The following is a 23998-nucleotide window of genomic DNA, read 5'->3' as shown; positions in this document are numbered from 1 at the left end:
CGCTTCATCGCGACTGCCTGAATGCCGATCTTGAAGAAAGCGACTTGCTTCCGCATTTCGTTTACGAAGGTCGAGTGGGTCCAGCCGTTTCAGCTAAACGCGTGAGCTACCGGGAGTGTGAAGAATGGCAAGATGCTACCGGTGCGGAGAGAAGGCGACAAGTCGCGAACACTATCCACCGAAAGCGTTGTTTCCCAAAAACTCGAAACTGCAACTTAAGACGGTGCCTTCTTGTTTCCTTCATAACAGTGCTCGATCAAATGACGATCAATATTTTTTGGCTCATATTGCCATCCACTGCTCGCGGGAAGGAAATCTAGCTCGCGACACTTTCGTCAACAAGGTTCTTCCGCAAGTTCGCCAATCTGGCGGGTATGCGGCTGTTCTCATAGACGGCTCCGAAACCTTAGGCGATGGAACTCGTGCCTATCGGGTAGACGTCGAGCGTATCGATAGAGTTTTGGACAGTATCTGCCACGCAACTTTCTATGCTCATTTCCGCAAGCGCTTCGATGATGAGAAACACCGCCTTCACCACAGATACCCCAATTTTATTAGCTCGGATGCAGAGGATAACGCCCTGAATACCTCCGCACAGGAATTCATTGAGCAGCTCTCCAAAGTTCATCCCGACATGACGGCGCCCACGTCGATGGACGTTGACATGCAGCCCGTCTATTTCTGCAATGTGATTGCACCTTTGGGAGACGAAGGTTCGATAACACTACATCACACCTTTTATGGCGCCTTCAACGTGGTGTCGCTCCTCACCCGGCGGTGGGACGCCGAGATCTTGCAAGTTATAGAAGGTGCGGCAGCGGAGGAAATGGCGGAGGCAAAACGGAACAAAAAGCATCCTCGGAAAACACGGTACTGAGGACCCGATCCCAGTCGGGAGATGGATAGGACACATTGCCAATGCGATGCTAGTGCCTGTTGATGAAAGGATCTCTCAGTCGGATTGCTTTGAGGCGACATTGCACTATCGGCCGCGGCATAGCCAAGCCAGGGAACAGCTATAGCGAGCAGCCAGCCACCGATGTCCGCAGAGTGGGCACCAGTCGCTGAGTCACCAATACCTTGACCAGCCGACGATCGTCATCGAATATCAACCGAAGGCCCAGAGTCCTTTTTTTGTCCGTGTCGTCTGGAAGTCCCGCAAGTATCATCGCCTCCGCGCCATCGTAACTCTCAAGTCCAGAAGCTGAGCGAACGAGATGGTAGCAGCCGAACTGCGAATAGCCGGCGTCTGTGAGACGTTTGAGACCAGCGTCAATCGTGCCAGTGGTTATCGTTTTCAAGTCTGCCAAGGATTCGACCTTGGGCGAGATGAGAGCCTCGTCGGTCTTATCATTCACCTCCACGAGATCGGCAGCTAGTTTGTCGAATTCAGGTCGATCATCAGGTACGATACCTTTCTGTTTTCCGAATCTCCCAAGCAAATCCACGAGCGCCTCGACACGCGGTCTCAGGTCCGCATCCCTCGTCGCCGCACGTGCCAAAGCAATGGGCTCTGAGACGTAGCGGTCAAAGTCTGCTCTGGTTATCACGATCGATTTAGGTAGATCGGAATAGAAGCGCCTGTTCTCAAGCATTGAAGGTACAAGGTCGTCCGCCTGTAGGCACTCGAGATATTTTTCTTTCTCGGTGAAGAGATCCTCATGATAGAGGATGTACGCGCGGTCATCGAAATGGGTGAAGCCCGCCCTCCGGATCGCGCTTAAGAAGTCGACGCAGGCGTCGTGCGGGGATTTTTTGTCAACGCTAAACTGAAAGTCTACCAGCTTGTCGTAAAGCTTGGAGAATGGGACGCTAGAAGACAAGACGCAACCATTGACCGGTTTGACGCTGATGCGCACAGTCGAGGCATCTGTCCTGATAAGATTTGTGCCAACTGCCAAAGGCCTCTCTATGGTGTCGGAATTCACCTCGTTCTCAAATAGCCGAAGGTATGCCTCGTAGCTTGTAAGAATCTTTCCCGCTTCAGCTACGGCCTCCTTGTCCTTATCTGCCGCTTCATCGCCTCGCACAAGGCGTAGGAACGGCGACGAAAGATCCTTTAATAAAACGATCGTTCTGATCGCGGTATCCGGCAGGTGTTTCTTTGTCCTCTTGAAATATACAGTGACCTTAGGGAGGTCGCTGCCATTCATAAGAAGCTGGCCTCGGCAATCCTGCTTTATGACATTCCCACTGTTGTTCGAGAAAACGTGGACGAACTTGACACTGTCTCGTCGCTCGATCTTCCCATCCGACAGGTCATTGTCCTCGGCGGTAAGACTGAAGAAGTGGGTGGCTGATTGATAGCCCCCAAGACCTAGGAAGCCTCCGAGAGTTCCGCGCGCCCTAGCAAGATCTGTGCTGCAACTGAATGTCACATAGTAGAGCGTCCCGGCCTTAAGCGGTCCTTCTCTTCCAGTTGCAACCGTCTGCGAGCTGGCCGTCGCCGAACCCATGAACAAAAGAAGTAATGCGAGTAAGTACCTCATTCGCGGCTCCCAACCTTTCATCAGATTCACAGCGTGCCACTGCAAGTCGTACTGATGACGGAAGGCGTAATGCAACACAAGCGATTTTATAGTAATCAGACTATAAAACTTTGACTTGCATTTCGGTCGACGATGAGGCACTAATATTGACTGGGGACCTTTCCAATAACGATGAGGTGGGCGATGTATAGGCGCGGATTTGTGCTTGGTGGTATTGGTGCAATGCTCAGCCTCACCGGAAGTGTACTGGCGAGTGAAAGCGATGTCGCCATTATAGGCTCTGTGCCGCCACTGCCTGAAGATCTCGTCTCCAAGGCAGGAATGCCACCGGCGTCCTATATCGAACTTGACGCTGTCGGGACAGCTCGTCCTCGTGACGACGAGGTAGATGCCGCGTATCAGGTCTTGATCGGTTCGCCTTATAATTGTTCTCCCATTGAGGTCGCTGAATATTTTCTCAGCGTGGGTGCAGGAGCCTATGGTCAAGAGGCGCGGCGTTTTGCGCGGGAGTGGCCAGAGCGCGCGAACCCAGTCATTTTCCACTTCTTTTCTGCTACGCAGACAAAACCAGAGGGTGACGTCACCGCTTGGTGCGCCGCCTTCATTAATTGGTGCATCCTTAGAGCTCACGCTTCAGGAGCGGACGAGATAGGAAAGTCGCCCAGTTTCTTCTCGAAAAGCGGCAAGCCGTTCAAGGTCGAAAATCTCAAAAACCACAGTACAAATAGTGCCGCCTCTGGTTCGTTCCGTTGCTGGACTGAAGTTAAGAACCCGGTACGGGGCGAGCTTGCGGTGTTCAAGAACGCCGGGACAGACGCAGCAACCGCTCACTGCCTTGGCCAAGGCCACGTGGCGTTTTATCTGCGTAATCCGTCGAATAATCTGGTGCAGGTACTAGGTGGAAACCAGACTTCCCCCGGCAGCGGTGGGGCGATAACTATCGCGAACATGTCGACCTCGCCGCAGAGCCGCTTCATGAAATACGTCTCTCTGAAGTAGGCTAAAAGATGAGCCTGTTTCGAAACCTCACTCAATCAATCATACCGATTTCGCTGATTTTCAATGCCGAGGCTCACGCTGCCGAGATGCAAAAGCAGGTCGAGCAGGTATTCTCGCGAGCCATATTAAAAGTGGACGTCTCTTCGCCTCAAGTGGTCTTTAACCTTGACGGCGAGAACATCTGTAAATCCGAGGGGACGGCGTTTCTTATCGGTGAAGACGTCGCCGTCACCGCCAGCCACGTCTTCGCACTGGATAAGAACTGTGGCCCTCCGAGAATTGCATTGTCGTCATCTCTGCTGAACGTTCCGCTATATGGCACGGTGGAGACGCTTCGTGACGATGTTGCCGTCCTTAGGCTCAGCTCCGCGGTACCTCCGCCAATGTGTGCACTCGGACTGAGTCCAGAGGATGTCACATTCGTAGATGCGGTCAGATTTGGCATCCCCGGCGGAATGCACACGCCTTCCCCGATGCCTATTGAGATTGAGTCAAGCGACAAAGACTTTCAGCCGTTTGTCAAACTCATCCCAACACCGGCTGAAAGAGGCGAGAGCGGCGGGCCCGTGATCTACATGTTCAACGTCGTTGGCATATTGCGTGCCAGGCATGCGAAATATACCGCTTTCAGCGTGATGACACCCGTAGGAAGTCTGCTCACACTGCTTAAGGAGAAGCCGCTCCAACTAGGGACTAGGCTTTGTAATCCTGTCCAATTTAAAATCTTTCAGTTTGACGCAATCAATTCTGGCGCCAAGATCGAAATACCGGATGCGTCGATCTTCTCTCCGATCCCGCCCGCGGGGGGGCCGACTACCCCCACCTCGCTTGCCGTGCAACTCGACGCACTGGTGAAAGAAGCGCAGGCTGATGGATTGGTGGTGACCACTTCGGCACAGGAACAGGGTAGCAAGGTGATCGAGTTGCGGACGGATGTTTCGCCTCCGAAAGGAGGAATGGGCGGACTCGGGGGACTGGTGGGCGGAGTCGTAGTGATTCCCAATTCGCCAGCCCAGTCGGCACGAGATCGGTCTCGGGCTAAGGTCGGGGCATATGGCTCAAGGATTGATCAGCTGTCGCAAGAAGCCTGGCGGAGGTATATGATGGAGTATCAGAACCCAACCAAACAGTGAGCAGCGAGTGCATCTGCGCGCAACGAAGCTTTGGATGCGATGGGGTAGCGGACACGTAGAAACTCAGTTGCCCACAAAAAGCGCGACCCGTTCCATGTTCACAAGTCAACGAGTCCGAGGTCTGTGATCCCATAATTCATGACTACTGGCGAACACAGAAAGTTCAATGCGTACATTGGACGCCTCACGTCTGCGCACCCGAGATCCTCGACCATCGTCCGCTCGAACTCGATCATCTCCGCTGCCAAGTGCTCCGCTGGCAGGTCTGAGATCATTCCCATGACGGGCAACCCAAGTTTTCCGATGACCTTGCCGTCGAGTAGCCGCCACCCATTAGTTTCAGCTCCGACAGAGCTAGCTGCATGTCATCGTAATTGGTGCCGATCGCGCAGACATGATGATTACTATGGTTCGTGCTCGACGATACTTCACCACGCTTCAGTCCGAAACCTTTGACGAAGCCTTTGCCCACCCGACCGGAATTGTGATAGCGCTCAATGACTGCGACCGCAGCGATGTCCCGGCGGGCGTCCGGCACCAAATAACCATCTGCTGTCTCGATACCAATGATCTCAATTGACTTTAGGTGCGATGCCTCAAGCACATTGCAACCTGGCACGCCGACGGCATTGCAGACGGTTTCAATCTGATGCCTTGACGTCTTGCCGAACCTCATCGCTCGATAGATCTCTGACCAGGTATTCACTCCGCAGTCTATCGAGCGGCGTATCATCCACCCAGCCGACAATTTCATAGCCTTCAAAGTCCTGCTCGCATGGATAGGGAACCCGGCGGGCTTCGCTTGGTTCGTTCCAGTCAGTGAAGACGCCTTCTCTACAGATTGCTTCAGCCTCGTCGCGCGGTGCGATCTGTTCAGCCATCAGTCCTTCCTCCGTTTGAAGGAGTTCTGACGTCAGAAGCCTGTGCCTGATGCCAGCTTGGTACTCGGACGTCGTAAAGCCCAATTTCAACGCGTCTTCGAGGGAGAGTTCCTCAAAGCCCGTCGCGAACAGCGGGCACGATATCCAGACGTGGCCATCTGGCGAAAGCACCGCATACCGCTGGTCTAGTCTGTCAGGCACCCGATCAATCGCGTTTCCCTGTTCATCGACCCATCCGATCGCAACTCCCAGAGAAGCAAGGCGCTCTTCTGTCGGAAAGTAGCACCGGCTAACCCATTCCTCTGTGCCATCTCGCAGCGTCATCGTTGTACTCATAGTGGTCTCCTTCTTTCTCAAAAGGATGACCACCGGCGTTGCAAGCGGCAAAGTGTTGTCGAGCACTATCGTCAGGCCGGAAGAGCCACCGCCGTGTTGCCAAGTCCCACGGCAACGTCCCATCGCAACGGTTAACGGGCCGCCCTGCAGCGCAGCCGCCGAAGGCGTGACCAACGGCCGCTCGTCAGACAGGCGAAGAGACACGGCAAGCGGGCGCAATCTGCCGGAGCCTCAGTCCAAGCCTCCGAAACCAGTTTCACTGCAGGCCGGCATTGCTCAGTCAGAAGGGAGCCGCTAGGCGGCAGGAGCGGGGCGCGTCTCGAACATTGAAGTGGGGATTGTCTTGGCCGTAGCGTCGCCGCTGCCTGTGCCGACCTTGCGGCGAGCGTGGCGGTCGCGTGCCAAGCGCTTTCGCAACGCTCACTTCTATCTACAATTTATGAGGGAAACAACATCCCATCGTGTCGGAACGTGAGAGGCAAGCTTGGTGTCTGACTGCAAGAGACAAGCCTGTCGCGTGGCTATGGAGGGGCAAAGGGAATGCCAATGGGATGCCGCGCTCAGCGAAGCAGCGGAAGTCGGGGCTGAGATTTGCTCCACGCGCAATCTCAGTCCCGCCGTGCCTGGCAGTCGAGGATGTCATCGGTTGGCCCTCGAAGTCGGTAAGCCGCCCTGGTCAGAGCCCCGCGAACGGTTAGAGCTGGCTAGCGGTTCGCATCTCAACGCCATCATTTGGTGTCGGTGGTAGCGGCGAGTGACTCAGAAACCATCCAATGGCGGCGCTCTCCAAGATGGTTTCACGGCGCCAATGCAACTCTGGAATGATGTCAAGCGATGACGTAGTGTCAAGTCTGCTGACGCGTATTATAGGTCGCCGATCCGCTTGCCGTCGTCTCTTCCAGAACGGTTTCCGGAATATCGTCGAATGACGCGTAGTTGAGGTCGTAGAGCCGTGCGTAGAGCTTGCGGTTTGCCATGAGCTGCTGGTGGCTGCCGCTTTCGACGAGCTCGCCGTTCTGCAGGACGATGATCCGGTCGGCCTCGCGAATGGTCGCCAGCCTGTGGGCGATGACTAGGCCGGTGCGACCCTCCAGCAATTTCACCAGCGCCTTCTGGATCAGCATCTCCGTATAGCTGTCGATATTCGCCGTCGCCTCGTCCAGCACCAGGATTTTCGCGTCCGCCACCAGCGCACGCGCGAATGACAGAAGCTGCCGCTGCCCGAGCGAAAGATTGCCGCCGCGCTCGCCCAGCATGCTGTCGTATCCTTCTGGCAGGCGCATGATGAACTCATGCGCGCCGACGGCCTTGGCAGCCTCGATGACCTTCTCCCGCGTTGCGTCGTGCTTGTGATAACGGATGTTTTCGAACACGGTTCCGGTGAAGAGAAAAGGCTCCTGCAACACCATGGCGATCTGGTCGCCGAGCGAATCCTGTGTGAGCGCGCGGACATCATGGCCGCCGACGAGCACCTGCCCTTGCTGCACATCATAGAAGCGGTGGATCAGCGACATGCAGCTCGACTTGCCAGAGCCGGTCGGTCCAACAAGAGCGACCGTTTCGCCTGGGTTGACCTTGAAAGAGACATGCTTCAGCACGGGATGCTCCGGATTGTAGCCGAAGACCACGTCGCGGAACTCGACGGAGCCGTCCATGTCCTTGGAGAGAACCACCGCATCGGCTGCGTCCTTGATGTCGATCGGCACGTCCAGCACTTCTGTCAGTCGCTGGCCGGATGCCATGGCGCGCTGCATGACGGAGTATTGCAGCGTCAGTGAACGGATCGGGTCGAAGAAGCGCTGGATGTAGAATAGGAACGCCACGAGCACGCCGACATCAAGCGCCTGGTTGAGCACACGCGCGCCGCCGACGACGATGACCAGCGCCATCGCGACACCCGTCAGTGAATCGACGATCGGCACCATCACCTGCGCGTAACGCGCGGCGGTGAGATGGGTCTGAAGGTTCGCCTTCGCCTTGTCGTCGTAAAGCGTGAAGTTCACGCCCTGCCGGTCCATGCTCTGTACGGCGCGCACGCCATGGATCGCCTCGGCCAGGGCGCCGTTGGCCACAGAATTGGTCTCGTGCGCCGCCATGAAGGATTTGCGGGCAAGCGGCAGCCAGAAGAGGCGGACGATGAACAGGATTGGTAGAACCGAGAGTGTCAGCAGGCCAAGTTTAGGATCAAGATAAAGCATGACGCCGACGATACCGACGAGCAGCGTCATGTCGCCGACCGAAAGAACCGATGTTTCCAGGAATTCCTGCATCGAATTGACGTCGCCCTGCAGGCGCGACATCAGGCGGCCGACCTCGGTCTTGTCCATGAAGGAGAGCGAGACGCGCTGCAGGTGCAAGAACATCTGGCGCCGAATATCGAAGAGCACATTTTCGGCCACGCTACCGACAAGCGTCTCCTGTGCGTAGCTCGCGCCGTAATTGATGAGGATCGCCACGAGGAAGGCGACGACGGCCCATGTCAGCGCCGAATGGCTACCATCCTGCTGCATGCCGTGGTCGATCGCATAGCGGATGATCAGCGGGATCAGCAGCTGCATCAGCGTGAACGTCAGCACCGCGCAGACCGAGAGCACGACGTCGCGCCGATAGGGCCGTACGAAGGCCCAGATCCGCTTGATGACGTTGCCGTCGAAGGCCTTGCCGAACATCTCCTCCTCGACGCGCTGCGATCCAACGACCGCGCGCGGCGGCCGGCGACCGTCCTCGCGAACGTCGGAGCGTTCGGTTTCCATTTCCTCGGCCATGTCTTCCTCCCTAGGCGCTCACGGCTTCGTCGCCGGGACGCACCTGCAGATCGTAAAGCGCCTTGTAACGCCCGTTCGCGGCCAGCAACTCCTCGTGTGTGCCGCGCTCGACGACCTCGCCTTCCTCGATGAACAATATCTGGTCCGCATGCATCAGCGAGCTCAGCCGGTGGGCGACGATGATCGTCACGCGGTCGGCGGCGTATTTGCGCATGGCGGAGCGGATGCGTTGCTCAGTCGCGGCATCGATCGCGGCCGTGGAATCGTCGAAGACCATCACCGCGGGCTTCAGCATCAGGGCTCGGGCGATCGACAGACGCTGGCGCTGGCCGCCAGAGAGCGAAACGCCGCGTTCGCCGACGACCGTATCGTAGCCCGTCGGCAGGCCGAGCACATAGTTGTGCAACTGCGCGCTCTCGCTGGCGCCGGCAATGCGGCTTTCCTTCGCCCACGGGTCGCCATAGGCAATGTTGTTCTCGATCGATGTCGTGAAGAGGAAGGAATCCTGCTGCACGATGGAGACAGAGCGGCGCAGCGATTGAAGTGTCGCCTTGCGCACATCCTGGTCATCGATGGTGACGCGGCCGCCGGTGACATCGTAGAAACGGGGGATGAGATGCGCCAGCGTCGACTTGCCGCTGCCGGGAGGGCCGACGATGCCGATCGTCTCGCCGCGTTTCGCCTCGAAGGAGATGCCCCGCAGCGCCTGCTGCGTCGGCGTGCTTGGATAGCTGAAACTTACATTCTCGAACCGAAGTGTACCGTCGGTGATCTTCAATTCCTTCGCATCAGGCGCATCGCGAACGGCGATCTCGAGATCGAGCAGCTCGAACAGTCGTGTGCCGCAGGTGGAGGCGCGGGCAAAAGCGTTGACCATCAGGCCAAGCTGGCGCACCGGCATCTGCAGGATGGTCATGAAGGTGAGGAAGGATGCGAGTGTGCCGACGGTGATCTCGCCCGATATCACCTTGCCGCCGCCGACCCAGAGCACGAGGCCCATCGCGGCGAAAAAGGAGAAGGTCATGGCGCTGGTGTTGATGACACGGATCCCGACGCGCTGATGCGCGAGCTCCAGCGCGCTTTTCGACGCAGCCTCGAATTTGGACATCTCGTAGGCGTGGGACGCGAAGGCGCGGACCACGCGAATGCCGCCAAGGTTTTCTTCCATGATCCGGGTCAGGACCGAAAGCCGCTCCTGCAGCACCAGCCAAGTGGCGCGCAGCCGCAGCTGCGTCACCGATGAACGCCAGCCGACGAAGGGAACGAAGCTCAGCGCCAGGAGGCCGAGCACCACGTCGGTCGATAGAAGCATGTAGGCGCCGATGCCGATCAGCATGGTCAGCAGCACCATGCGCACCAGCGCCGTAGAGAAGTACATGCGCACGCCTTCCAGATCGAGCAGGCCGATGGTGATCAGGTCGCCGGAGTGCACGCTGTCGTGGAAGCTGAAGGAGAGCCGCTGGATCTTTTCGTAGCAGGCGATGCGAAGCTCGTAGCCCATGTGGTGGCCGACGCTTTCGCTGTAATAGTTCTGCACCATGGTGAAGACGCCGCGCATCACGCTGGCGCCGAGCAGCAGCAAGGCGGTCGTCAACAGCGCATCCTGGGCGACCAGCCCCGCGGCACCGCCTTCGACGACAGCCTGGGTGTGATCCACCGCATGCCCGAGCAGGCGCGGGATCATCAACTGAAACGAAGAGGCAATCAGGGTGGCGCCGATCGCAAGGCCGGACTGCCATGGGTGGCGCAAGGCCATGACGGTGATGCGGACCAACGTGGAGAGGCCCTTACCCCATCCTGCCGCAGTCGCCTTTGCCATCGAAGCCGAGGGCTTCGCTACACGGTTTAAAGCATCGCTGCTCACGGTATCATTCCAAAATAGAGGTGTATCGGCGCGGGTCCGCGAGGGACGGCAAATCGATGACGGGATTGGTTAGCGTGCTTACCTTTGACGATTCGAACCGGCCGTTCAAGTAAACAATTCACCAACTGGTTATTTTATCGTGAGGCCTCGCCGAGCACCTGATCGAAAATGAAAATGGCCCGCTTTCGGCCAGCCATTCGATCGATTGTGTGGTGTTTTGCGCGCGAGGTCAGGAGGCCTCGACTGCCTTGTTTTCCGAGGCCTCATCGGTTCGGCTGGAGAAGTAGTTCGCCAGAAGCGCGCCGGAGATATTGTGCCAGACGCTGAAGATGGCGCTAGGCACGGCGGCGACCGGCGAGAAATAGGCGGTGGCGAGCGCGGCGCCAAGGCCACTGTTCTGCATGCCGACTTCGATGGCCAGCGCCTTGCGCTTGTAGAGATTGAGGCCGAACGCCTTGGCGGCGAAGAAGCCGAGCAGATAGCCAAGCCCATTGTGTAAGACTACGACAGCGAAGATCAGGAGGCCGGACTGCGCGATGGCGCCCTTGCTGGCGCCGACCACGGCCGCAACGATCAGCACGATGCCGACGACGCTGACGAGTGGCAGGGCAGGGACTGTCTTTTCGACCAGGCGAGGCAGCACTTTCTGCGCCAGGAAGCCGAGCGCCAGCGGCAGGATGATGACCTGCAGGATGCTCATGAACATCGCCATGGCGTTCACAGGTAGATACTGGCTCGCGAACATCCAGACGAGGAATGGCGTGACGATCGGGGCGGCCAGCGTGGTGACGCTGGTGCAGGCGACGCTGAGCGCAACGTCGCCCTTGGCGAGATAGGTCATGACGTTGCTCGACGTGCCGCCGGGGCAGCAGCCGACGAGAATGACGCCGGCGGCGACTTCTGGCGGCATCGGGATGAGCACGGTCAAGAGCAGAGCGAGAGCCGGCATGATGACGAAGTGCGCGACGACGCCGATCGCGACCTCGACCGGGCGGCGGCTGAGTTCACGGAAGTCATCGACGGAGATCGTCAGGCCCATGCCGAACATGATGATGCCGAGCAGCGTGACGATATAGGGTGTCACGTGCTTGAACACATCCGGCAGCAGGAAGCCGAGAACGGCGAAGAGGATGACCCAGAGGGCGAATGTCTTGCCGACAAACGCGGAGAGTGACGTGAGGAGTTTCATGCCGATAACCTTAAGCAAACATATGTCCCGGCTTTTGAGCGCAAGGCTTATGCTGTCAAGGTCGTTGCCGCTGCTTTCGGTTCCGATCGCTACGGATCGGGGCGTTTCGATAAGAAAATGTCCCGAGTAAGAGATATTCGATCTGATATATTTCCTTTTACGTACACGTCATATTCATGCCCCATTTCCCTCGTTGAAGGCGGGCGCTAGTCTGAGTTTGCCACGCAGCACGCATCGTCGTGGCCCCCTGCCAAGCATCTCGGCTAGCACCACGGCGATGCGATGCGCTCGTCCAGGGATCAGCGGCCAGCCTTCATCGCCGCGCGCAGGCAGTTATTGATCCGTTCCTGCCAGCCGGGACCGTCTTCCTGGAAGAACGCCAGAACATCGCTGTCGATCTTGATCGACACCATCTCCTTCGTATTCGGGATCGCAGGACGCTCGATGGCAGCAGCCGGCTGCTTCTTGGCGGGTTTGAACAAGGCTTCCGCCGCATCCATTGCATTGACGGGGCGTCGGGGTGTCGTGGCCATTCTATATTCCTGTGTCGGTGAAATTCTGGCGAAAGGTCGCCCAACGCTCAGCGATCGTCAATCACCTCGGTATCGGGGCGATCGCCGCCTCTGGCATGTTCCGTATGCCACGAACCATCCGCGGTCTGATACTGGATTTCGGCGTCACGGCCTTCGACATGCTGGCGGCTCGCGGCGGCCTTTGCCGCGGCAAGTGCTGCGCCATGCGTGGGAAATGTTTCGGACCAGACATCGCCAAGGCGGTATCCATAGCCACCATTGTGCTGTCCGACGTGGTAGGTAATCTGCATCGTGCTATCTCCTGCTGCGCCCATGCCATTCGGATAGGCTCAAGGATACCTGGGAAGCACTGGGCTTGAGGTCAAGCGGGGCATCGTCGGTAGCGTGTTTTTGGAATTGTCGATCGCGCTTGACAAAACCTATGAGCCTGTATTTTATGCAGGCCTGCGGATTAGGCAAATGGTCTCCGCATACACATGACTTCGATAGTCGCTGGGCAGTTTCGCCCCATGACGTCCCCATCATCGATGGGACCGCGTCGTGGGGTTTTTCGTTTTTGGGGTCCGCATGGCTGATGCACTGAAGATCGGCGTTCTGTTTTCCACCTCCGGCCCATATGCGCCGATGGGACGGGATGCGCGCGATGGTGCGGAGTTTGCGCTGTCGGAGTTCGCCGCGGCAAGCGGCCGGGCGGTGGAGCCGGTGTTCTTCGATCCGCATGCCGACCTCTCTGCCTATCTCGAAGGCGCGCGCGAACTTCTGCGCGCCGGCTGCCGCCATATCGTCGGTACAATCACATCGGCGGCGCGAAAGGAAGTCATTCCGCTTGTCGAAAAACACGACGCTTTGCTCTGGTATATGTGCCCCTATGAAGGGTTCGAAGCCAACGAGAACGTCATCTACATCGGTGGTTGCCCGAACCAGCACCTGATACCGCTGTTTGATCATCTGATACCGCGTTTTGGTGCGCGCCCCTATCTGGTCGGCGCCAATTACGTCTGGGGCTGGGAGATGAACCGGTTGGCGAGAGAGCTCATACACAATGCCGGCGGCGAAGTGCTTGGCGAGCGCTACCTGCCGCTTGAGGAAACGTCCGTCGATCGTATCGTCGCCGATATCGAGCAGCGCCGCCCAGGCTTCATTCTCAACAATTTGATCGGCCCTTCGAGCTATGCCTTCCTTGCGGAGATCCGCAAACTCGGCGAACGCGACGCGGCGTTTCGGGCCGAGAATTGCCCAGTTGTCAGCTGCGACCTGATGGAGTGCGAACTGGACGAGATGTCACCGGGTGCAGCACTCGGACAGCTCTGCGCCGCTTCCTATTTCGACAATCTCGACACGGCGGACAATGTTGCCTTCAAGGCACGGGTCGCGGCGCAATTCGGCAGCCAGCGGCGTGTTTCGAGCGTGTTTGCCGGCGCCTATACGGCTGCGAAGCTGTGTGCCGATGCGATCGTTGCGGTTGACGACGACAATCCGCTCGAGGTGCGCCGGATGCTGCACTCATCCGCTTGGCCAACATTGTTCGGGTCGTTGTCGATTGATCGCGAAACAAATCACGCGGCGCTGCCTTTTCATCTCGGGCGCATCAACGCCGAGAACGGCTTCGACGTCATAAGTTCGCGACCGCCACTTGCCGCCGATCCTTACCTCACCGGGCGCAGCCAGCCGGCCGCACCGAGACTGCGGGTGGTGTCATGAGGGAGACACCGAATTTCAACGGCTGGTGCGTAACGGTCGTTCATCGCGAAGACAGCAACACCGAAAGGCTGGTCCGCCAGCTTCGCCTGCTCGGTGCGCAGCCGACGCTGCAATGGGCGCCTTTGGGCGCTGCCGCGGTGCCGGATCTGGTCATCGTCGATGCCGACCAAGGTTGGGATGACCTTCTCCCATGGCGCGACACAATGCCGGCTTGCCCTGTCGTGGCGCTGCTTGGGTCCGAAGCGCCGGGCCGCATCGCCTGGGCGCTGGAGCAGGGGGCGGGCGCCATCATCGCAAAGCCTGTTGCCGCCTCCGCTGTCTATCCGGCGCTCGTCATGGCCGTATCGATTCATCAGGAACGACAGACGGTGGCCGAGCGCGTCAAGTTCCTGGAAGAGCGCGTGCGCTTGCGTCCGCTGGTTCATGCAGCCGTGGAGCGCTTGATGAGTGTCCACGCTGTCAATGAGGAACGCGCCTACGCGATCCTGCGGGACTGCGCGATGCGCCGGCGCCTGCCGATGGAACAGCTCGCGGCCTTCATCATCGGCGGTGCCGAGCCATTGCCGGAGGTCGGTTGATGCGTGTCCTGAAAGCCATGTTGCGCCAGCCGGCGGCGGTCTTCGGTCTCGCGATCGTCGTCGCTGTCATCGTATTGGCGATCGCCGCGCCCTGGATCGCGCCGTTCAATCCAGATGATCAGATGTTCGACGGACTCTCGATCGAGGGAGCGCCGCTGCCTCCCGGCGGCCAGTTCCTGCTTGGAACCGATACGCTTGGGCGGGATCTCTTCTCGCGCCTGCTTTATGGAGCACGCACGTCGCTCGTCATCGGCCTGGTGGCAAACGGGATCGCGGTTGCGATCGGATTGATGATCGGCATCGTCGCGGGTTATGTGAAGGGCATCGCCAGCAATATTCTGATGCGTTTCACCGATCTGATGATGGCCTTTCCGGCGCTGCTGCTCGCGATCGTCCTGGCTGCTCTGCTTAGGCCGAGCCTTTGGATCGTTGCGATGGTTATCGCGCTGGTCAACTGGGTGCAGGTGGCGCGCATCGTCTATACCGAAACACGTGGCCTGTCGGAGCGTGATTTCATCATGGCGGAGCGATCGTTGGGTGCCGGACATCTCAGGGTGCTCTTCCTGCACATCCTGCCGCATCTGATCCCGACGGCGATCGTCTGGGGCACGCTCGGTATCGCGACCACAGTGCTTCTGGAGGCGACCCTGTCGTTCCTTGGCATCGGCGTTCAGCCCCCGCAGCCGTCCTGGGGCAACATCATCTTCGAGAGCCAGAGTTACTTTCAGGCTGCACCCTGGCTGGTGTTCTTCCCTGGCGCTGTGATTTTGCTGACGGCTCTTTCGTTCAACCTGGTAGGGGATGCGTTGCGCGATATTCTCGATCCGACGCAGCGGGGCCGGGGCTAATGTTTCTCGTTCTCCGCCGCCTCGTCCAGGCCGCTCTGATCTTGCTCGGCGTGGCTGCCATCACTTTCGTACTGCTCTATGCGCTGCCTGCCGATCCCGCGCGCATGATCGCCGGCCGCAGCGCAACGGCGCAGACCGTGGCCAATATTCGTCACGAGCTGGGGCTTGACCAGCCGATGCTGCTGCAGTTCTGGACGTATCTGCACAATCTTCTCTCCGGCAATCTTGGCCGTTCCTACGCGCAAAAGACCGATGTCTGGACCCTGATCGTCGCGCGCCTTCCCGCGACGCTGACGCTGATGCTTGCCGGCATCTTCGTGGAGGTGGTGCTTGGGCTGATGCTTGGGACGGTCGCAGCGGTGCGCCGCGGCGGTTTCGTCGATCGGGTCGTCATGATGGCCTCTTTCGTCGGCGTGTCGGCGCCACAGTTCGTCGTCGCGCTGCTGCTCCTATATGTCTTCGCCGTCACGCTCGGCTGGTTTCCGATGAGCGGCTACGGCACACTAGCCCATGTCGTGCTGCCAGCCACCACCCTCGGCATTCTCGGCGCCGGCTGGTATGCGCGCATGGTTCGGTCGGCGATGATCGATGTCCTCAACCAGGATTATGTCCGCACGGCCCGCGCGAAGGGATTGTCCTCCCGCCGCATCGTCTTCCGCCACGCGCTTCCGAACGCCATTCTGCCCGTCATCGCGATGATCGGCATCGATATCGGCCAGTTCATGGGCGGCGTGGTCGTGGTCGAGGCCGTCTACGGCTGGCCGGGTATCGGCCAGCTTGCCTGGCAGGCGATCCAGCAGGTGGATATCCCGATCATCATGGGCGTCACGCTGGTATCTGCGCTCGCCATCGTCATCGGCAACCTGCTCGCCGACCTCATTGCGCCACTTATCGATCCACGCATTCGCACACGTTGACAGCAACCAAAGAAGGGGAACCGAGAATGTTCAAACGCTGGCTTCACACCACAACCATGGCAACGATGGTGGCACTCGCTCCGCTGTCGCTCATGGCGCAAGACGCGCCCAAGCAGGGCGGCGACATCGTCGTCACCTACAAGGACGACATTACCACGCTAGATCCGGCCATCGGCTACGATTGGGTAAACTGGTCGATGATCAAGAGCCTCTATTCGCGCCTTATGGATTACGAGCCCGGTACGCCGAACCTCGTGCCGTCGCTTGCCGAAAGCTTCACTGTAGCGCCCGATGGTCTCAGCTACACTTTCAAACTGCGCAAGGGCGTGAAGTTCTCGAATGGCCGCGAAGTCGTCGCGTCGGATGTGAAATACTCGATCGAACGCGCCGTCGATCCGAAGACGCAGGGACCAGGCGCCGGCTTCTTCGGCGCCATCAAGGGTTTCGAGGATGTGACCGGCGGCAAGGCAACCACGCTGTCAGGCATCGAGACGCCCGATGCGTCGACTGTGATCTTCACCCTATCTCGCCCGGATGCTACCTTCCTGCACGTGCTCGCTATCAACTTCGCTTCGGTTGTGCCGAAAGAAGCCGTTGAGGCCGCGGGCGGGGACTTTGGCAAGAAGCCGGTCGGATCCGGCCCCTTCGTTCTCAAGGATTGGACGATCGGCCAGAAGCTGCTCTTCGAGCGCAACAAGGATTACTTCGTCAAGGACGTTCCGCATATCGACAGCTTCAGCGTCGAGGTGGGGCAGGAGCCGCTCGTAGCACTTCTTCGTCTGCAGAAAGGCGAGGTCGATATTGCGGGCGATGGCATCCCGCCGGCCAAATTCCTCGAGATCAAAAACTCGGCCGACGGCGCGAAGATGATCGTCGATGGTGAGCAACTGCACACCGGCTACATCACGCTCAACACCAAGGTGAAGCCCTTCGACGACGTCAAGGTTCGCCAGGCCATGAACATGGCGATCAACAAGGAGCGCATCACGCGTATCCTGAACGGTCGCGCGACGCCTGCCAACCAGCCGCTGCCGCCGCTGATGCCTGGCTATGACAAGTCTTTCACCGGCTATGCGTATGATGTGGCCAAGGCCAAGGCGCTGCTGGCGAAAGCCGGCTTTGCCGATGGATTCTCAACGGTGCTTTACGCCACCAATACCGATCCGCAGCCGCGTATCGCCCAGGCGATCCAGCAGGATCTCGCCGCCGTTGGCGTCAAGGCTGAAATCCGCGCGCTGGCGCAGGCGAATGTCATCGCTGCTGGCGGCACGGAAGGCGAAGCACCGATGATCTGGTCGGGTGGCATGGCCTGGATCGCCGACTTCCCAGATCCGTCGAACTTCTACGGTCCGATCCTCGGTTGCTCGGGTGCCGTCGCCGGCGGCTGGAACTGGTCGTGGTATTGCAACGCCGATCTCGACAAGCGCGCGGTCGCGGCCGACTCGATGTCCGATCCGGCAAAAACGGCCGAGCGCACCGCCGCGTGGGGCAAGGTCTTCACCGATATCATGGCCGATGCGCCGTGGGTGCCTGTTATCAACGAGCGCCGCGTCGTTGCCAAGTCCCTGCGCATGGGCGGCGCCGACAACATCTACATCGATCCGACGCGCGTCATCAATTACGACGCGATCTACGTCAACCAATAAGCCCTCGATAAAAAAAACGCCCTCCCGGTCAGATCGGGAGGGCGCCAAGAAACTAGGGAGACATGATATGTGCGTTGCCTGCACCTACACCATTCACCGTGCCCAGCATAATTTTGGCTGGAACAAGGATTTCGAGCCTGTCGTCGTTGCCAAAGCCGGTGAGACCATCCATTTCGAGTGTCTGGATTCATCCGGCGGTCAGCTCGGCCCGGATGCTACGCTCGATACGCTGAACACGCTCGATTTCGGTAAGATCAATCCGGTCACCGGTCCTGTTTATGTCGAAGGCGCCAAGCCGGGTGATGCGCTGAAGGTCACGATCCGCCGCTTCGAGCCCTCCGGCCACGGCTGGACGGCTAATATTCCCGGCTTCGGGTTGCTCGCCGATCAGTTCAAGGATCCTGCACTGCACGTCTGGTCCTATGACGCTGCCAGCATGGCACCGGCGCTTTATGGCCCCGGTGGCCGTGTGCCGCTGAAGCCCTTCGCGGGAACAATCGGCGTGGCGCCCGCCGAACCCGGCACTCACTCCGTCGTTCCGCCGCGCCGCGTCGGAGGCAATATGGACATTCGCGATCTGACGGCGGGCGTTACGCTTTATCTGCCGGTAGAGGTTGAGGGCGCGCTGTTTTCGATCGGCGACACCCACGCCGCTCAGGGCGATGGCGAGGTCTGCGGCACGGCGATCGAAAGCCAGATGAACGTAGAGGCGACGATCGAGCTGGTGAAGGATGCCCGTCTGCAGACGCCGCGCTTCACGACAACCGAGCCTGTTACCCGCCACCTCGATGGCGCTGGTTACGAAGTCACCACCGGGATCGGTCCCGATCTGATGACGGGCGCGCGCGAAAGCGTCATGCGGATGATCGACCTGCTCGGTGCCGAGCACGGCATGAGCGCGGTCGACGCCTATCTGCTTTGCTCGGTCTGTGGCGATCTCAGGATCAGCGAGATCGTCGACCAGCCGAATTGGGTCGTGTCCTTCTACTTCCCGAGGATCGTATTCGCGTGACATCGTCTTCCGCTTCCTCGCCCGTCCTGTCGGTGCGCAAACTCAACGTCGACGCACTGACGCCCGACGGGCTGAAGCCGGTTCTACGGGACGTGGGCTTCGAGCTGGGGGGCGGCGAGACGCTTTGCATCGCCGGAGAGTCCGGATCCGGCAAATCGGTGACCTCGCTTGCCATCATGGGATTGCTGTCAAAGGCGTCGCTGCGCGTCACATCAGGCAACATTGTGCTTGGCGAGCGCGATCTGCTGAAGCTCTCGAACCGCGCGATGCGCAGCGTTCGCGGCGGCGATGTCGCCATGGTGTTCCAGGAGCCGATGACGTCGCTCAATCCGGTGATGTCGATCGGCGCGCAGCTGACCGAGGCGATCCGCGAGCATCAAGGCAGCGAAAATGCCGACGCCGTGGCGCTGCGCATGCTAGATACTGTTCAGATCACCGATCCGGCGAAGCGCCTCAATCAATTTCCTCACGAGCTATCGGGCGGGATGCGACAGCGCGTGATGATCGCCATGGCGCTGTCATGCCGACCCAAGGTGCTGATCGCCGACGAGCCGACAACAGCGCTTGACGTTACGGTTCAGGCGCAGATCCTCAAGTTGATGCGCGAGCTGAAGGCTGAATTCGGAACATCGATCATTCTCATCACCCACGACATGGGCGTGGTTGCCGAAATGGCCGATCGCGTGCTGGTGATGCAGAGCGGTCGCATCATCGAGAGCGGATCGTCGTTGGAAATCTTCGAGCGGCCAAAGGAGCTCTACACCCGCCAGCTGCTGGCCGCTGTGCCGCGGCTCGGCGCGCATGCCGGAACCGATGGCCCACCGCGCATTACGCCCGGCAAGGCCGAATTGCCCAAGCCCGGCGCGGCGCCCATAATGAACGTGCGCGACCTCAACGTCAGCTACGGCGCACCCGTCAGCCGGTTCTCCAAGGGCAAGCCACCGGTCAACGCGGTCAGCGGCGTTTCGTTCGACATCATGCCCGGCGAGACGCTGGGCCTTGTGGGCGAGAGCGGCTCGGGGAAGTCAACGACGGGGAAGGCCGTGTTGGGCCTCATCCCGTTCACCGGCGGTGTCATGATCGACGGTCAGGATATCTCCGGGCTCAGCCATCGCGAGATGCGCTCGGTCCGGCGCTGCGCGCAGATGATCTTCCAGGATCCCTATGCATCGCTCGACAGCCGGATGGCCGTGGGTGCTGCGATTGCCGAGCCGATGGTGATCCACGGTATCGGCAACAAGAGCGAGCGGCAGGACCGCACGGCCGAGCTGTTGCGCCGTGTCGGCCTGTCGCCGGATGCTGCCGGCCGTTACCCGCATGAATTTTCCGGTGGCCAGCGCCAGCGGATTTGCATCGCCCGTGCGTTGGCGCTTGAGCCGAAGCTGATCGTTGCTGACGAGAGCGTCGCGGCGCTCGATGTTTCGGTTCGCGCCCGTGTGCTAGACCTCATGCTTGAGCTGCAGGAAACGATGGGAATCGCTTATCTCTTCATCAGCCACGATATGGCCGTGGTAGAGCGCATGTCGCACCAGGTCGCGGTCATGCGCGGCGGAAAGATCGTGGAGACAGGCACCCGGCGCGAGATTTTCGAGAACCCGACGGTAGATTACACCAAGGCGCTGATCGCAGCCGTACCAGTTCCCGATCCGAGCGCTTACCGGGGGCTGGCAGGCCGCCATGCGTGATCGGCGGCAGACACCAGTCGTTTGTAAAATTGCTGCTAGCTGTTCGCCAATTACGCGGTCACTCCCGGGACGCCGATGGGGTTAGCGGGTTGTGCTCCCGACGGAACAGCTACGCGTGTCTCACGAAAGAAAGCCCGCGAGATTCCAGATCTCGATCGTGCACTCCAGTCGCGCCCAATGCTGAGTGATCACTATTTCCTCGACCTCGAACGCCCTATCCCAGCTGATGAATCTTCACGTGGGGAACGACGGATTTGGCGATCTCGCACAGATGCAGATGGTGCGTGAGATAGATGACCTGGCCCACCTTCGCCATCTGTCCAAGCAGGCGGAACACCTCTTCGGAGCGCGGATTGTCGAAACTCTCCATGATGTCGTCGGCAACGAAGGGCACGGCCGGGCGAACGGCCGCGAATTCTTCGTATCCAGCGAGTCTCAGCGCCAGATAAAGCTGGAATTGCGTTCCCGTCGACATGGAATCGGCGAGTTTCGATCCGCCATCGCGCGATACGCCAATCAGGATCTCCTTGTCCTTATCCGGCTGCGTGGCGAGGCCCGAGTAATTGCCGCCGGTGATCGTCTGAAACGCCTGTGACGCGCGGTTCATCATCGAGCTGCGATGCTTGTCGCGGTAGAGATGAAGCGCCTGTTCGGCGGCAAGCGTGCCGGTTCGAAGCGTGAGGTAGCGAATGGCGAGCGCCTCGATCTCAAGCAGAAGCGTCCGGCGCTTGGCTTCGATGCGGGCAACGGCGTCGTCGCCACCCACGGCATCGAGCTTGTCCTCGGCGCGGGTCATGTCGGCGTAAAGCTCCCGCGCGCGCTCCGTCAGGTCCTCGATCCGGGCGGCGAGATTGAGCGCGCTGTGCTCGACCTCGGCGGGGTCTATATCGGACAATAGCCGTGCCGCACCCTCATATGTCTTGGCGCGCAGGCCCTGGGCAATCTGCTCGCGAAGCTCCGCCATCCGCCGCTCGATCCGGTCCCTTTCCTTGGCCGCTTCGAGGTAGGTCCCCACGGCAGCAAGCGTATCGGCGCCGAAATAGCCTGTCAGCTCCGCTTTGCGGGCGTTATGAACGGCAAGCTCTGCGTCGAGCGCTTGGCGGTCGGCTTGCAGCTTTTCGAGCATTGCTTGCCTGTCCGCGCGGTGCTGTTGATCGCGCAAGGCGCTGTTATAGCGCTCGACAAGCGCATTGGCGGCGGCGAGCACGTCGCCCGACGGTATATCGGATTCCAACCGGCCCAGCATGTTGGCCAGTTCGACCCGAAATTGCTTCTGGTCATTCTCCATCGCCGACACCCGCTGCGCCAGATCCTGACGCTCCTTCAGGACGCCGGGCAAGCTTGCAAGAGTGGACAAAATGGCGCCGACGGCAGCGACGGATTTGGCCTTGTCGGCAAACCATGTGCCTGACAGCGCCTCCGTCCAGGCATCGCGCCATGCATCCGCGGAAAGGACAGCTTGCTGATGGTCGCGCTCCCGCTCCGCAATATCGCGCGTCAGGCCGCTCACTGCCTTCTTGTGGTTGGCGCGCGCTTCCTCCCTGCTCCTGCTGTCGGCCAGCAGTCTCGCCGCCGCTCGCGTCAGGTCTGCGATCGGCATGTCGGCATCAAACCGCGCGCCGGCTTCGGTCAGGGCTGCCTCAAGCTCTGTGCGATGCCGCCCAAGCTCGGAGCGTAGCGCCTCCAGCTCATACTCGCCCTTCTTCAAATCGTCCCGGGCCGAAAGCGCAGCACTCCGCCTGCCTGTCCAGTTCTCAAGCGCCAAGAGGCGCTCCAACGCATCCGGTCCGGCCTCGACAGCGTCAGGCAAATAACCGCCGATCTTGTCCGCCAATCCATCGTGTTCTTCCAGTGCTTCCGCAAGCAGCTCCTGTTGCCGGTCGATGGCGGCCGCGCTGGCGGCGGCTGCGAGCGTCAGCTGCCGGAGCTCGGCGAGCTCCTTGGCACGCGCCAGCCGGTTGTCTGTCGCGGCATCGTCTTGCCGCATCGCCTGCTCGAACACCGAAGCGGTGGCACTGTCTAGCGTGGAGAGATGGTTCTGCCAGGCCGCGTCGCGCGCGCCGCGCAGGGCGTGTGCTGCGCTGTCGTCGATCGTACCCTCGCTCGCGAAGGCGGCGATCCGCGCCGAACTCGCGGCTCGCTCGCTGGTGAGGTCGCGAAGCTTGCCGCGATGCTCGTTCACGCGCCTGTCGATAGACGTCGCCTGCGATCGCCACATATCCAGCTGCCGGGCTTCCGCCGCCTTCATGTCCTTCAGATCATGGATATCACCCGACCAGGGCGCTAGCAGTGCTGTCCGTTCATCGAAATTGCGTTGCAGCTGACGATAAGACCGCTCCTCGATCGCAAGACGCGAGAGCAGGTCGGTATCCGTCAACCTCGCCAGCGCGCTCTCGATGCGCGATTGCGTGTCTGGGGCTATCTCGGTTCCATCACCAAACTCAGCCGCGTCCTCCTTCAAGCGCTTGAGGGTATCCTTCGCGCGCTTGAGCTCGCGCTCCGCGGAGGCGATTTCCGCGTCGATCCCCGAGCGTTTCTCCATCAAGTCGCGGATGGCGCCGACGGATGGAGCCGGTAGCAGCAGTCTCTCGGGATTTTCATGTCCCGCCTGATCGAGATTGAAGAGCAACCGCGACAGGATGCCTTCCTGCTCGGCGAGCGCGATTTTGCGTTTCGGCAGATCATCCGCGGCCGCCCGGTAGCGTGCTCGCCCGATCTCAAGCGTCTCCATAATCGCGGCGATCGATAGCGCCTCTTCATCCACGATCATGCCATCGATCTCATCCGACAGCTGCCGAATGGAGCGTTCCGCCGTCTCCGTAAGCGCCTGCAGTCGTGTCTCGTCGCGCGAAAGCTGCGGCAGCAGCGCGAACCAATCCGCCGGCGGGCGCGGCAGTTCGCCAAGACCAGCGAATTCCGCCGCCAGGCGATCGAGTTCCGAAGTCAGCGGCAGCGTCGCGAGAATGCGCGTTAGCTCCGTGTGGCGAAGCTTGGCCTCGGCCAACTCCGCGCCAGCCGCATCGTAGGATGCGCTGGCCTGCGCCAAGGTTGCCGCGAGCACCGAATAGGCGGCCGCGAAGGTGTCGATAGCGTTGCGCTCGTTCTTCAGCGTCTCGAGCGCTCGCTTCAGCTCGGCGAGCTTGGTGCTCGACGAACGCTTGCGATGAATGGCCGCCGCATCGTCCGCCGCCATGACCAGCGATCTGTTGAGGCCAGCCAGGCCGGAGCTTGCAGAAAACAGCAATTCGCCCAGCTCGCCCTTGCTCTGGATGATCGCCTGACCGCCCTCCTTCAAGGAGTGGTCGTCGAGTGAAAACATCGTCCGGTAGGCATCGCGTCCGATCCCGCCGAGCGCCGCCGATAGCATGCCCTCGTTGACCGGCTGACCGCTGCTGTCGACGAGACTACCGGTCCGACGCTTC

At 60.0% G+C, this 23998-nt stretch carries 18 protein-coding genes and 1 pseudogene (1 of these 19 running past the window's edge); 10 read left to right on the top strand and 9 right to left on the bottom strand.

Annotated elements, in window-relative coordinates:
* Positions 1 to 124: 124 nt before the first annotated feature.
* On the top strand, positions 125 to 877 hold the full coding sequence (locus tag ACVTFQ_RS24420; RefSeq protein WP_470424043.1) for a hypothetical protein: 753 nt from the start codon (positions 125 to 127) through the stop codon (positions 875 to 877).
* 139 nt (positions 878 to 1016) lie between these two features.
* Here ACVTFQ_RS24420 and ACVTFQ_RS24415 read toward each other — a convergent pair whose 3' ends face one another.
* Complete coding sequence (locus ACVTFQ_RS24415; RefSeq protein ID WP_470424042.1) at positions 1017 to 2489, bottom strand: hypothetical protein; 1473 nt, start codon at positions 2487 to 2489, stop codon at positions 1017 to 1019.
* Between the two features lie 183 nt (positions 2490 to 2672).
* Here ACVTFQ_RS24415 and ACVTFQ_RS24410 point away from each other — a divergent pair, with 183 nt between their 5' ends.
* Entirely contained in the window at positions 2673 to 3488 is an 816-nt protein-coding gene (locus tag ACVTFQ_RS24410) for a C40 family peptidase (RefSeq protein ID WP_470424041.1), read from the top strand.
* A gap of 8 nt (positions 3489 to 3496) precedes the next feature.
* Positions 3497 to 4621, top strand: a complete 1125-nt coding sequence (locus ACVTFQ_RS24405) for a trypsin-like serine peptidase (protein ID WP_470424040.1) — start codon at positions 3497 to 3499, stop codon at positions 4619 to 4621.
* A 98-nt stretch (positions 4622 to 4719) separates the two neighbouring features.
* Here ACVTFQ_RS24405 and ACVTFQ_RS24400 read toward each other — a convergent pair.
* The 7 genes and pseudogenes from ACVTFQ_RS24400 to ACVTFQ_RS24370 all read right to left on the bottom strand — a co-directional run bounded on the left by ACVTFQ_RS24400 (position 4720) and on the right by ACVTFQ_RS24370 (position 12479).
* A pseudogene (locus ACVTFQ_RS24400) lies at positions 4720 to 5297 on the bottom strand (adenine deaminase C-terminal domain-containing protein).
* Positions 5263 to 6012 (bottom strand): hypothetical protein, encoded by a 750-nt coding sequence (locus ACVTFQ_RS24395; protein WP_313760949.1) that lies wholly within the window; start codon positions 6010 to 6012, stop codon positions 5263 to 5265. The pseudogene ACVTFQ_RS24400 and the gene ACVTFQ_RS24395 overlap by 35 nt, the downstream one beginning before the upstream one ends.
* Positions 6013 to 6683: 671 nt before the next feature.
* On the bottom strand, positions 6684 to 8603 hold the full coding sequence (locus ACVTFQ_RS24390; RefSeq protein WP_470424039.1) for an ABC transporter ATP-binding protein: 1920 nt from the start codon (positions 8601 to 8603) through the stop codon (positions 6684 to 6686).
* 10 nt (positions 8604 to 8613) lie between these two features.
* Positions 8614 to 10422, bottom strand: a complete 1809-nt coding sequence (locus ACVTFQ_RS24385) for an ABC transporter ATP-binding protein (RefSeq protein ID WP_113177495.1) — start codon at positions 10420 to 10422, stop codon at positions 8614 to 8616.
* A gap of 274 nt (positions 10423 to 10696) precedes the next feature.
* Entirely contained in the window at positions 10697 to 11656 is a 960-nt protein-coding gene (locus ACVTFQ_RS24380) for a bile acid:sodium symporter family protein (RefSeq protein WP_113177514.1), read from the bottom strand.
* A 299-nt stretch (positions 11657 to 11955) separates the two neighbouring features.
* On the bottom strand, positions 11956 to 12189 hold the full coding sequence (locus ACVTFQ_RS24375; protein WP_113177496.1) for a BrnA antitoxin family protein: 234 nt from the start codon (positions 12187 to 12189) through the stop codon (positions 11956 to 11958).
* 47 nt (positions 12190 to 12236) lie between these two features.
* Positions 12237 to 12479: a DUF2188 domain-containing protein gene (locus ACVTFQ_RS24370; protein WP_113177497.1), complete on the bottom strand. Its 243-nt coding sequence runs from the start codon at positions 12477 to 12479 to the stop codon at positions 12237 to 12239.
* A gap of 277 nt (positions 12480 to 12756) precedes the next feature.
* Between ACVTFQ_RS24370 and ACVTFQ_RS24365 the strand changes: the two genes are divergently transcribed.
* The 7 genes from ACVTFQ_RS24365 to ACVTFQ_RS24335 all read left to right on the top strand — a co-directional run bounded on the left by ACVTFQ_RS24365 (position 12757) and on the right by ACVTFQ_RS24335 (position 20576).
* Positions 12757 to 13890 carry a transporter substrate-binding protein gene (locus ACVTFQ_RS24365; RefSeq protein ID WP_113177498.1) on the top strand — a complete coding sequence of 378 codons (1134 nt, stop codon included), beginning with the start codon at positions 12757 to 12759 and terminating at the stop codon, positions 13888 to 13890.
* Positions 13887 to 14468 (top strand): ANTAR domain-containing response regulator, encoded by a 582-nt coding sequence (locus tag ACVTFQ_RS24360; protein ID WP_113177499.1) that lies wholly within the window; start codon positions 13887 to 13889, stop codon positions 14466 to 14468. The genes ACVTFQ_RS24365 and ACVTFQ_RS24360 overlap by 4 nt, the downstream gene beginning before the upstream one ends.
* The gene (locus ACVTFQ_RS24355; protein WP_111560918.1) at positions 14468 to 15316 is read left to right on the top strand and encodes an ABC transporter permease; all 849 of its coding nucleotides are present in this window, start codon (positions 14468 to 14470) and stop codon (positions 15314 to 15316) included. Before ACVTFQ_RS24360 ends, ACVTFQ_RS24355 begins: the two co-directional genes overlap by 1 nt.
* Positions 15316 to 16233 (top strand): ABC transporter permease, encoded by a 918-nt coding sequence (locus tag ACVTFQ_RS24350; protein WP_113177500.1) that lies wholly within the window; start codon positions 15316 to 15318, stop codon positions 16231 to 16233. Before ACVTFQ_RS24355 ends, ACVTFQ_RS24350 begins: the two co-directional genes overlap by 1 nt.
* A 26-nt stretch (positions 16234 to 16259) precedes the next feature.
* Complete coding sequence (locus ACVTFQ_RS24345) at positions 16260 to 17879, top strand: ABC transporter substrate-binding protein (protein ID WP_113177501.1); 1620 nt, start codon at positions 16260 to 16262, stop codon at positions 17877 to 17879.
* Between the two features lie 67 nt (positions 17880 to 17946).
* Positions 17947 to 18891 (top strand): acetamidase/formamidase family protein, encoded by a 945-nt coding sequence (locus ACVTFQ_RS24340; protein ID WP_113177502.1) that lies wholly within the window; start codon positions 17947 to 17949, stop codon positions 18889 to 18891.
* The gene (locus ACVTFQ_RS24335; protein ID WP_113177503.1) at positions 18888 to 20576 is read left to right on the top strand and encodes an ABC transporter ATP-binding protein; all 1689 of its coding nucleotides are present in this window, start codon (positions 18888 to 18890) and stop codon (positions 20574 to 20576) included. Before ACVTFQ_RS24340 ends, ACVTFQ_RS24335 begins: the two co-directional genes overlap by 4 nt.
* A 214-nt stretch (positions 20577 to 20790) precedes the next feature.
* Here the strand turns inward: ACVTFQ_RS24335 and ACVTFQ_RS24330 are convergent, their stop codons facing one another.
* Positions 20791 to 23998 carry the 3' portion of an AAA family ATPase gene (locus ACVTFQ_RS24330; RefSeq protein ID WP_470424038.1) on the bottom strand. Its footprint extends 266 nt past the window's final position, so only the last 3208 of its 3474 coding nucleotides appear in the window; its start codon lies beyond the right edge, outside the window; the stop codon is at positions 20791 to 20793.

It is taken from the genome of Rhizobium sp. O111, assembly GCF_055616315.1.
This window is presented reverse-complemented; position numbering and strand designations above follow the sequence as displayed.

Excerpts from the sequence above, each read along its gene's own strand:
- ACVTFQ_RS24410 (WP_470424041.1), top strand. The coding sequence starts at position 2,673 with ATGTATAGGCGCGGATTTGTGCTTGGTGGTATTGGTGCAATGCTCAGC.
- ACVTFQ_RS24385 (WP_113177495.1), bottom strand. The coding sequence starts at position 10,422 with ATGGCAAAGGCGACTGCGGCAGGATGGGGTAAGGGCCTCTCCACGTTG.
- ACVTFQ_RS24350 (WP_113177500.1), top strand. The coding sequence starts at position 15,316 with ATGTTTCTCGTTCTCCGCCGCCTCGTCCAGGCCGCTCTGATCTTGCTC.
- ACVTFQ_RS24355 (WP_111560918.1), top strand. The coding sequence starts at position 14,468 with ATGCGTGTCCTGAAAGCCATGTTGCGCCAGCCGGCGGCGGTCTTCGGT.
- ACVTFQ_RS24420 (WP_470424043.1), top strand. The coding sequence starts at position 125 with ATGGCAAGATGCTACCGGTGCGGAGAGAAGGCGACAAGTCGCGAACAC.
- ACVTFQ_RS24390 (WP_470424039.1), bottom strand. The coding sequence starts at position 8,603 with ATGGCCGAGGAAATGGAAACCGAACGCTCCGACGTTCGCGAGGACGGT.
- ACVTFQ_RS24415 (WP_470424042.1), bottom strand. The coding sequence starts at position 2,489 with ATGAGGTACTTACTCGCATTACTTCTTTTGTTCATGGGTTCGGCGACG.
- ACVTFQ_RS24370 (WP_113177497.1), bottom strand. The coding sequence starts at position 12,479 with ATGCAGATTACCTACCACGTCGGACAGCACAATGGTGGCTATGGATAC.
- ACVTFQ_RS24365 (WP_113177498.1), top strand. The coding sequence starts at position 12,757 with ATGGCTGATGCACTGAAGATCGGCGTTCTGTTTTCCACCTCCGGCCCA.
- ACVTFQ_RS24375 (WP_113177496.1), bottom strand. The coding sequence starts at position 12,189 with ATGGCCACGACACCCCGACGCCCCGTCAATGCAATGGATGCGGCGGAA.
- ACVTFQ_RS24360 (WP_113177499.1), top strand. The coding sequence starts at position 13,887 with ATGAGGGAGACACCGAATTTCAACGGCTGGTGCGTAACGGTCGTTCAT.
- ACVTFQ_RS24340 (WP_113177502.1), top strand. The coding sequence starts at position 17,947 with ATGTGCGTTGCCTGCACCTACACCATTCACCGTGCCCAGCATAATTTT.
- ACVTFQ_RS24345 (WP_113177501.1), top strand. The coding sequence starts at position 16,260 with ATGTTCAAACGCTGGCTTCACACCACAACCATGGCAACGATGGTGGCA.
- ACVTFQ_RS24380 (WP_113177514.1), bottom strand. The coding sequence starts at position 11,656 with ATGAAACTCCTCACGTCACTCTCCGCGTTTGTCGGCAAGACATTCGCC.
- ACVTFQ_RS24405 (WP_470424040.1), top strand. The coding sequence starts at position 3,497 with ATGAGCCTGTTTCGAAACCTCACTCAATCAATCATACCGATTTCGCTG.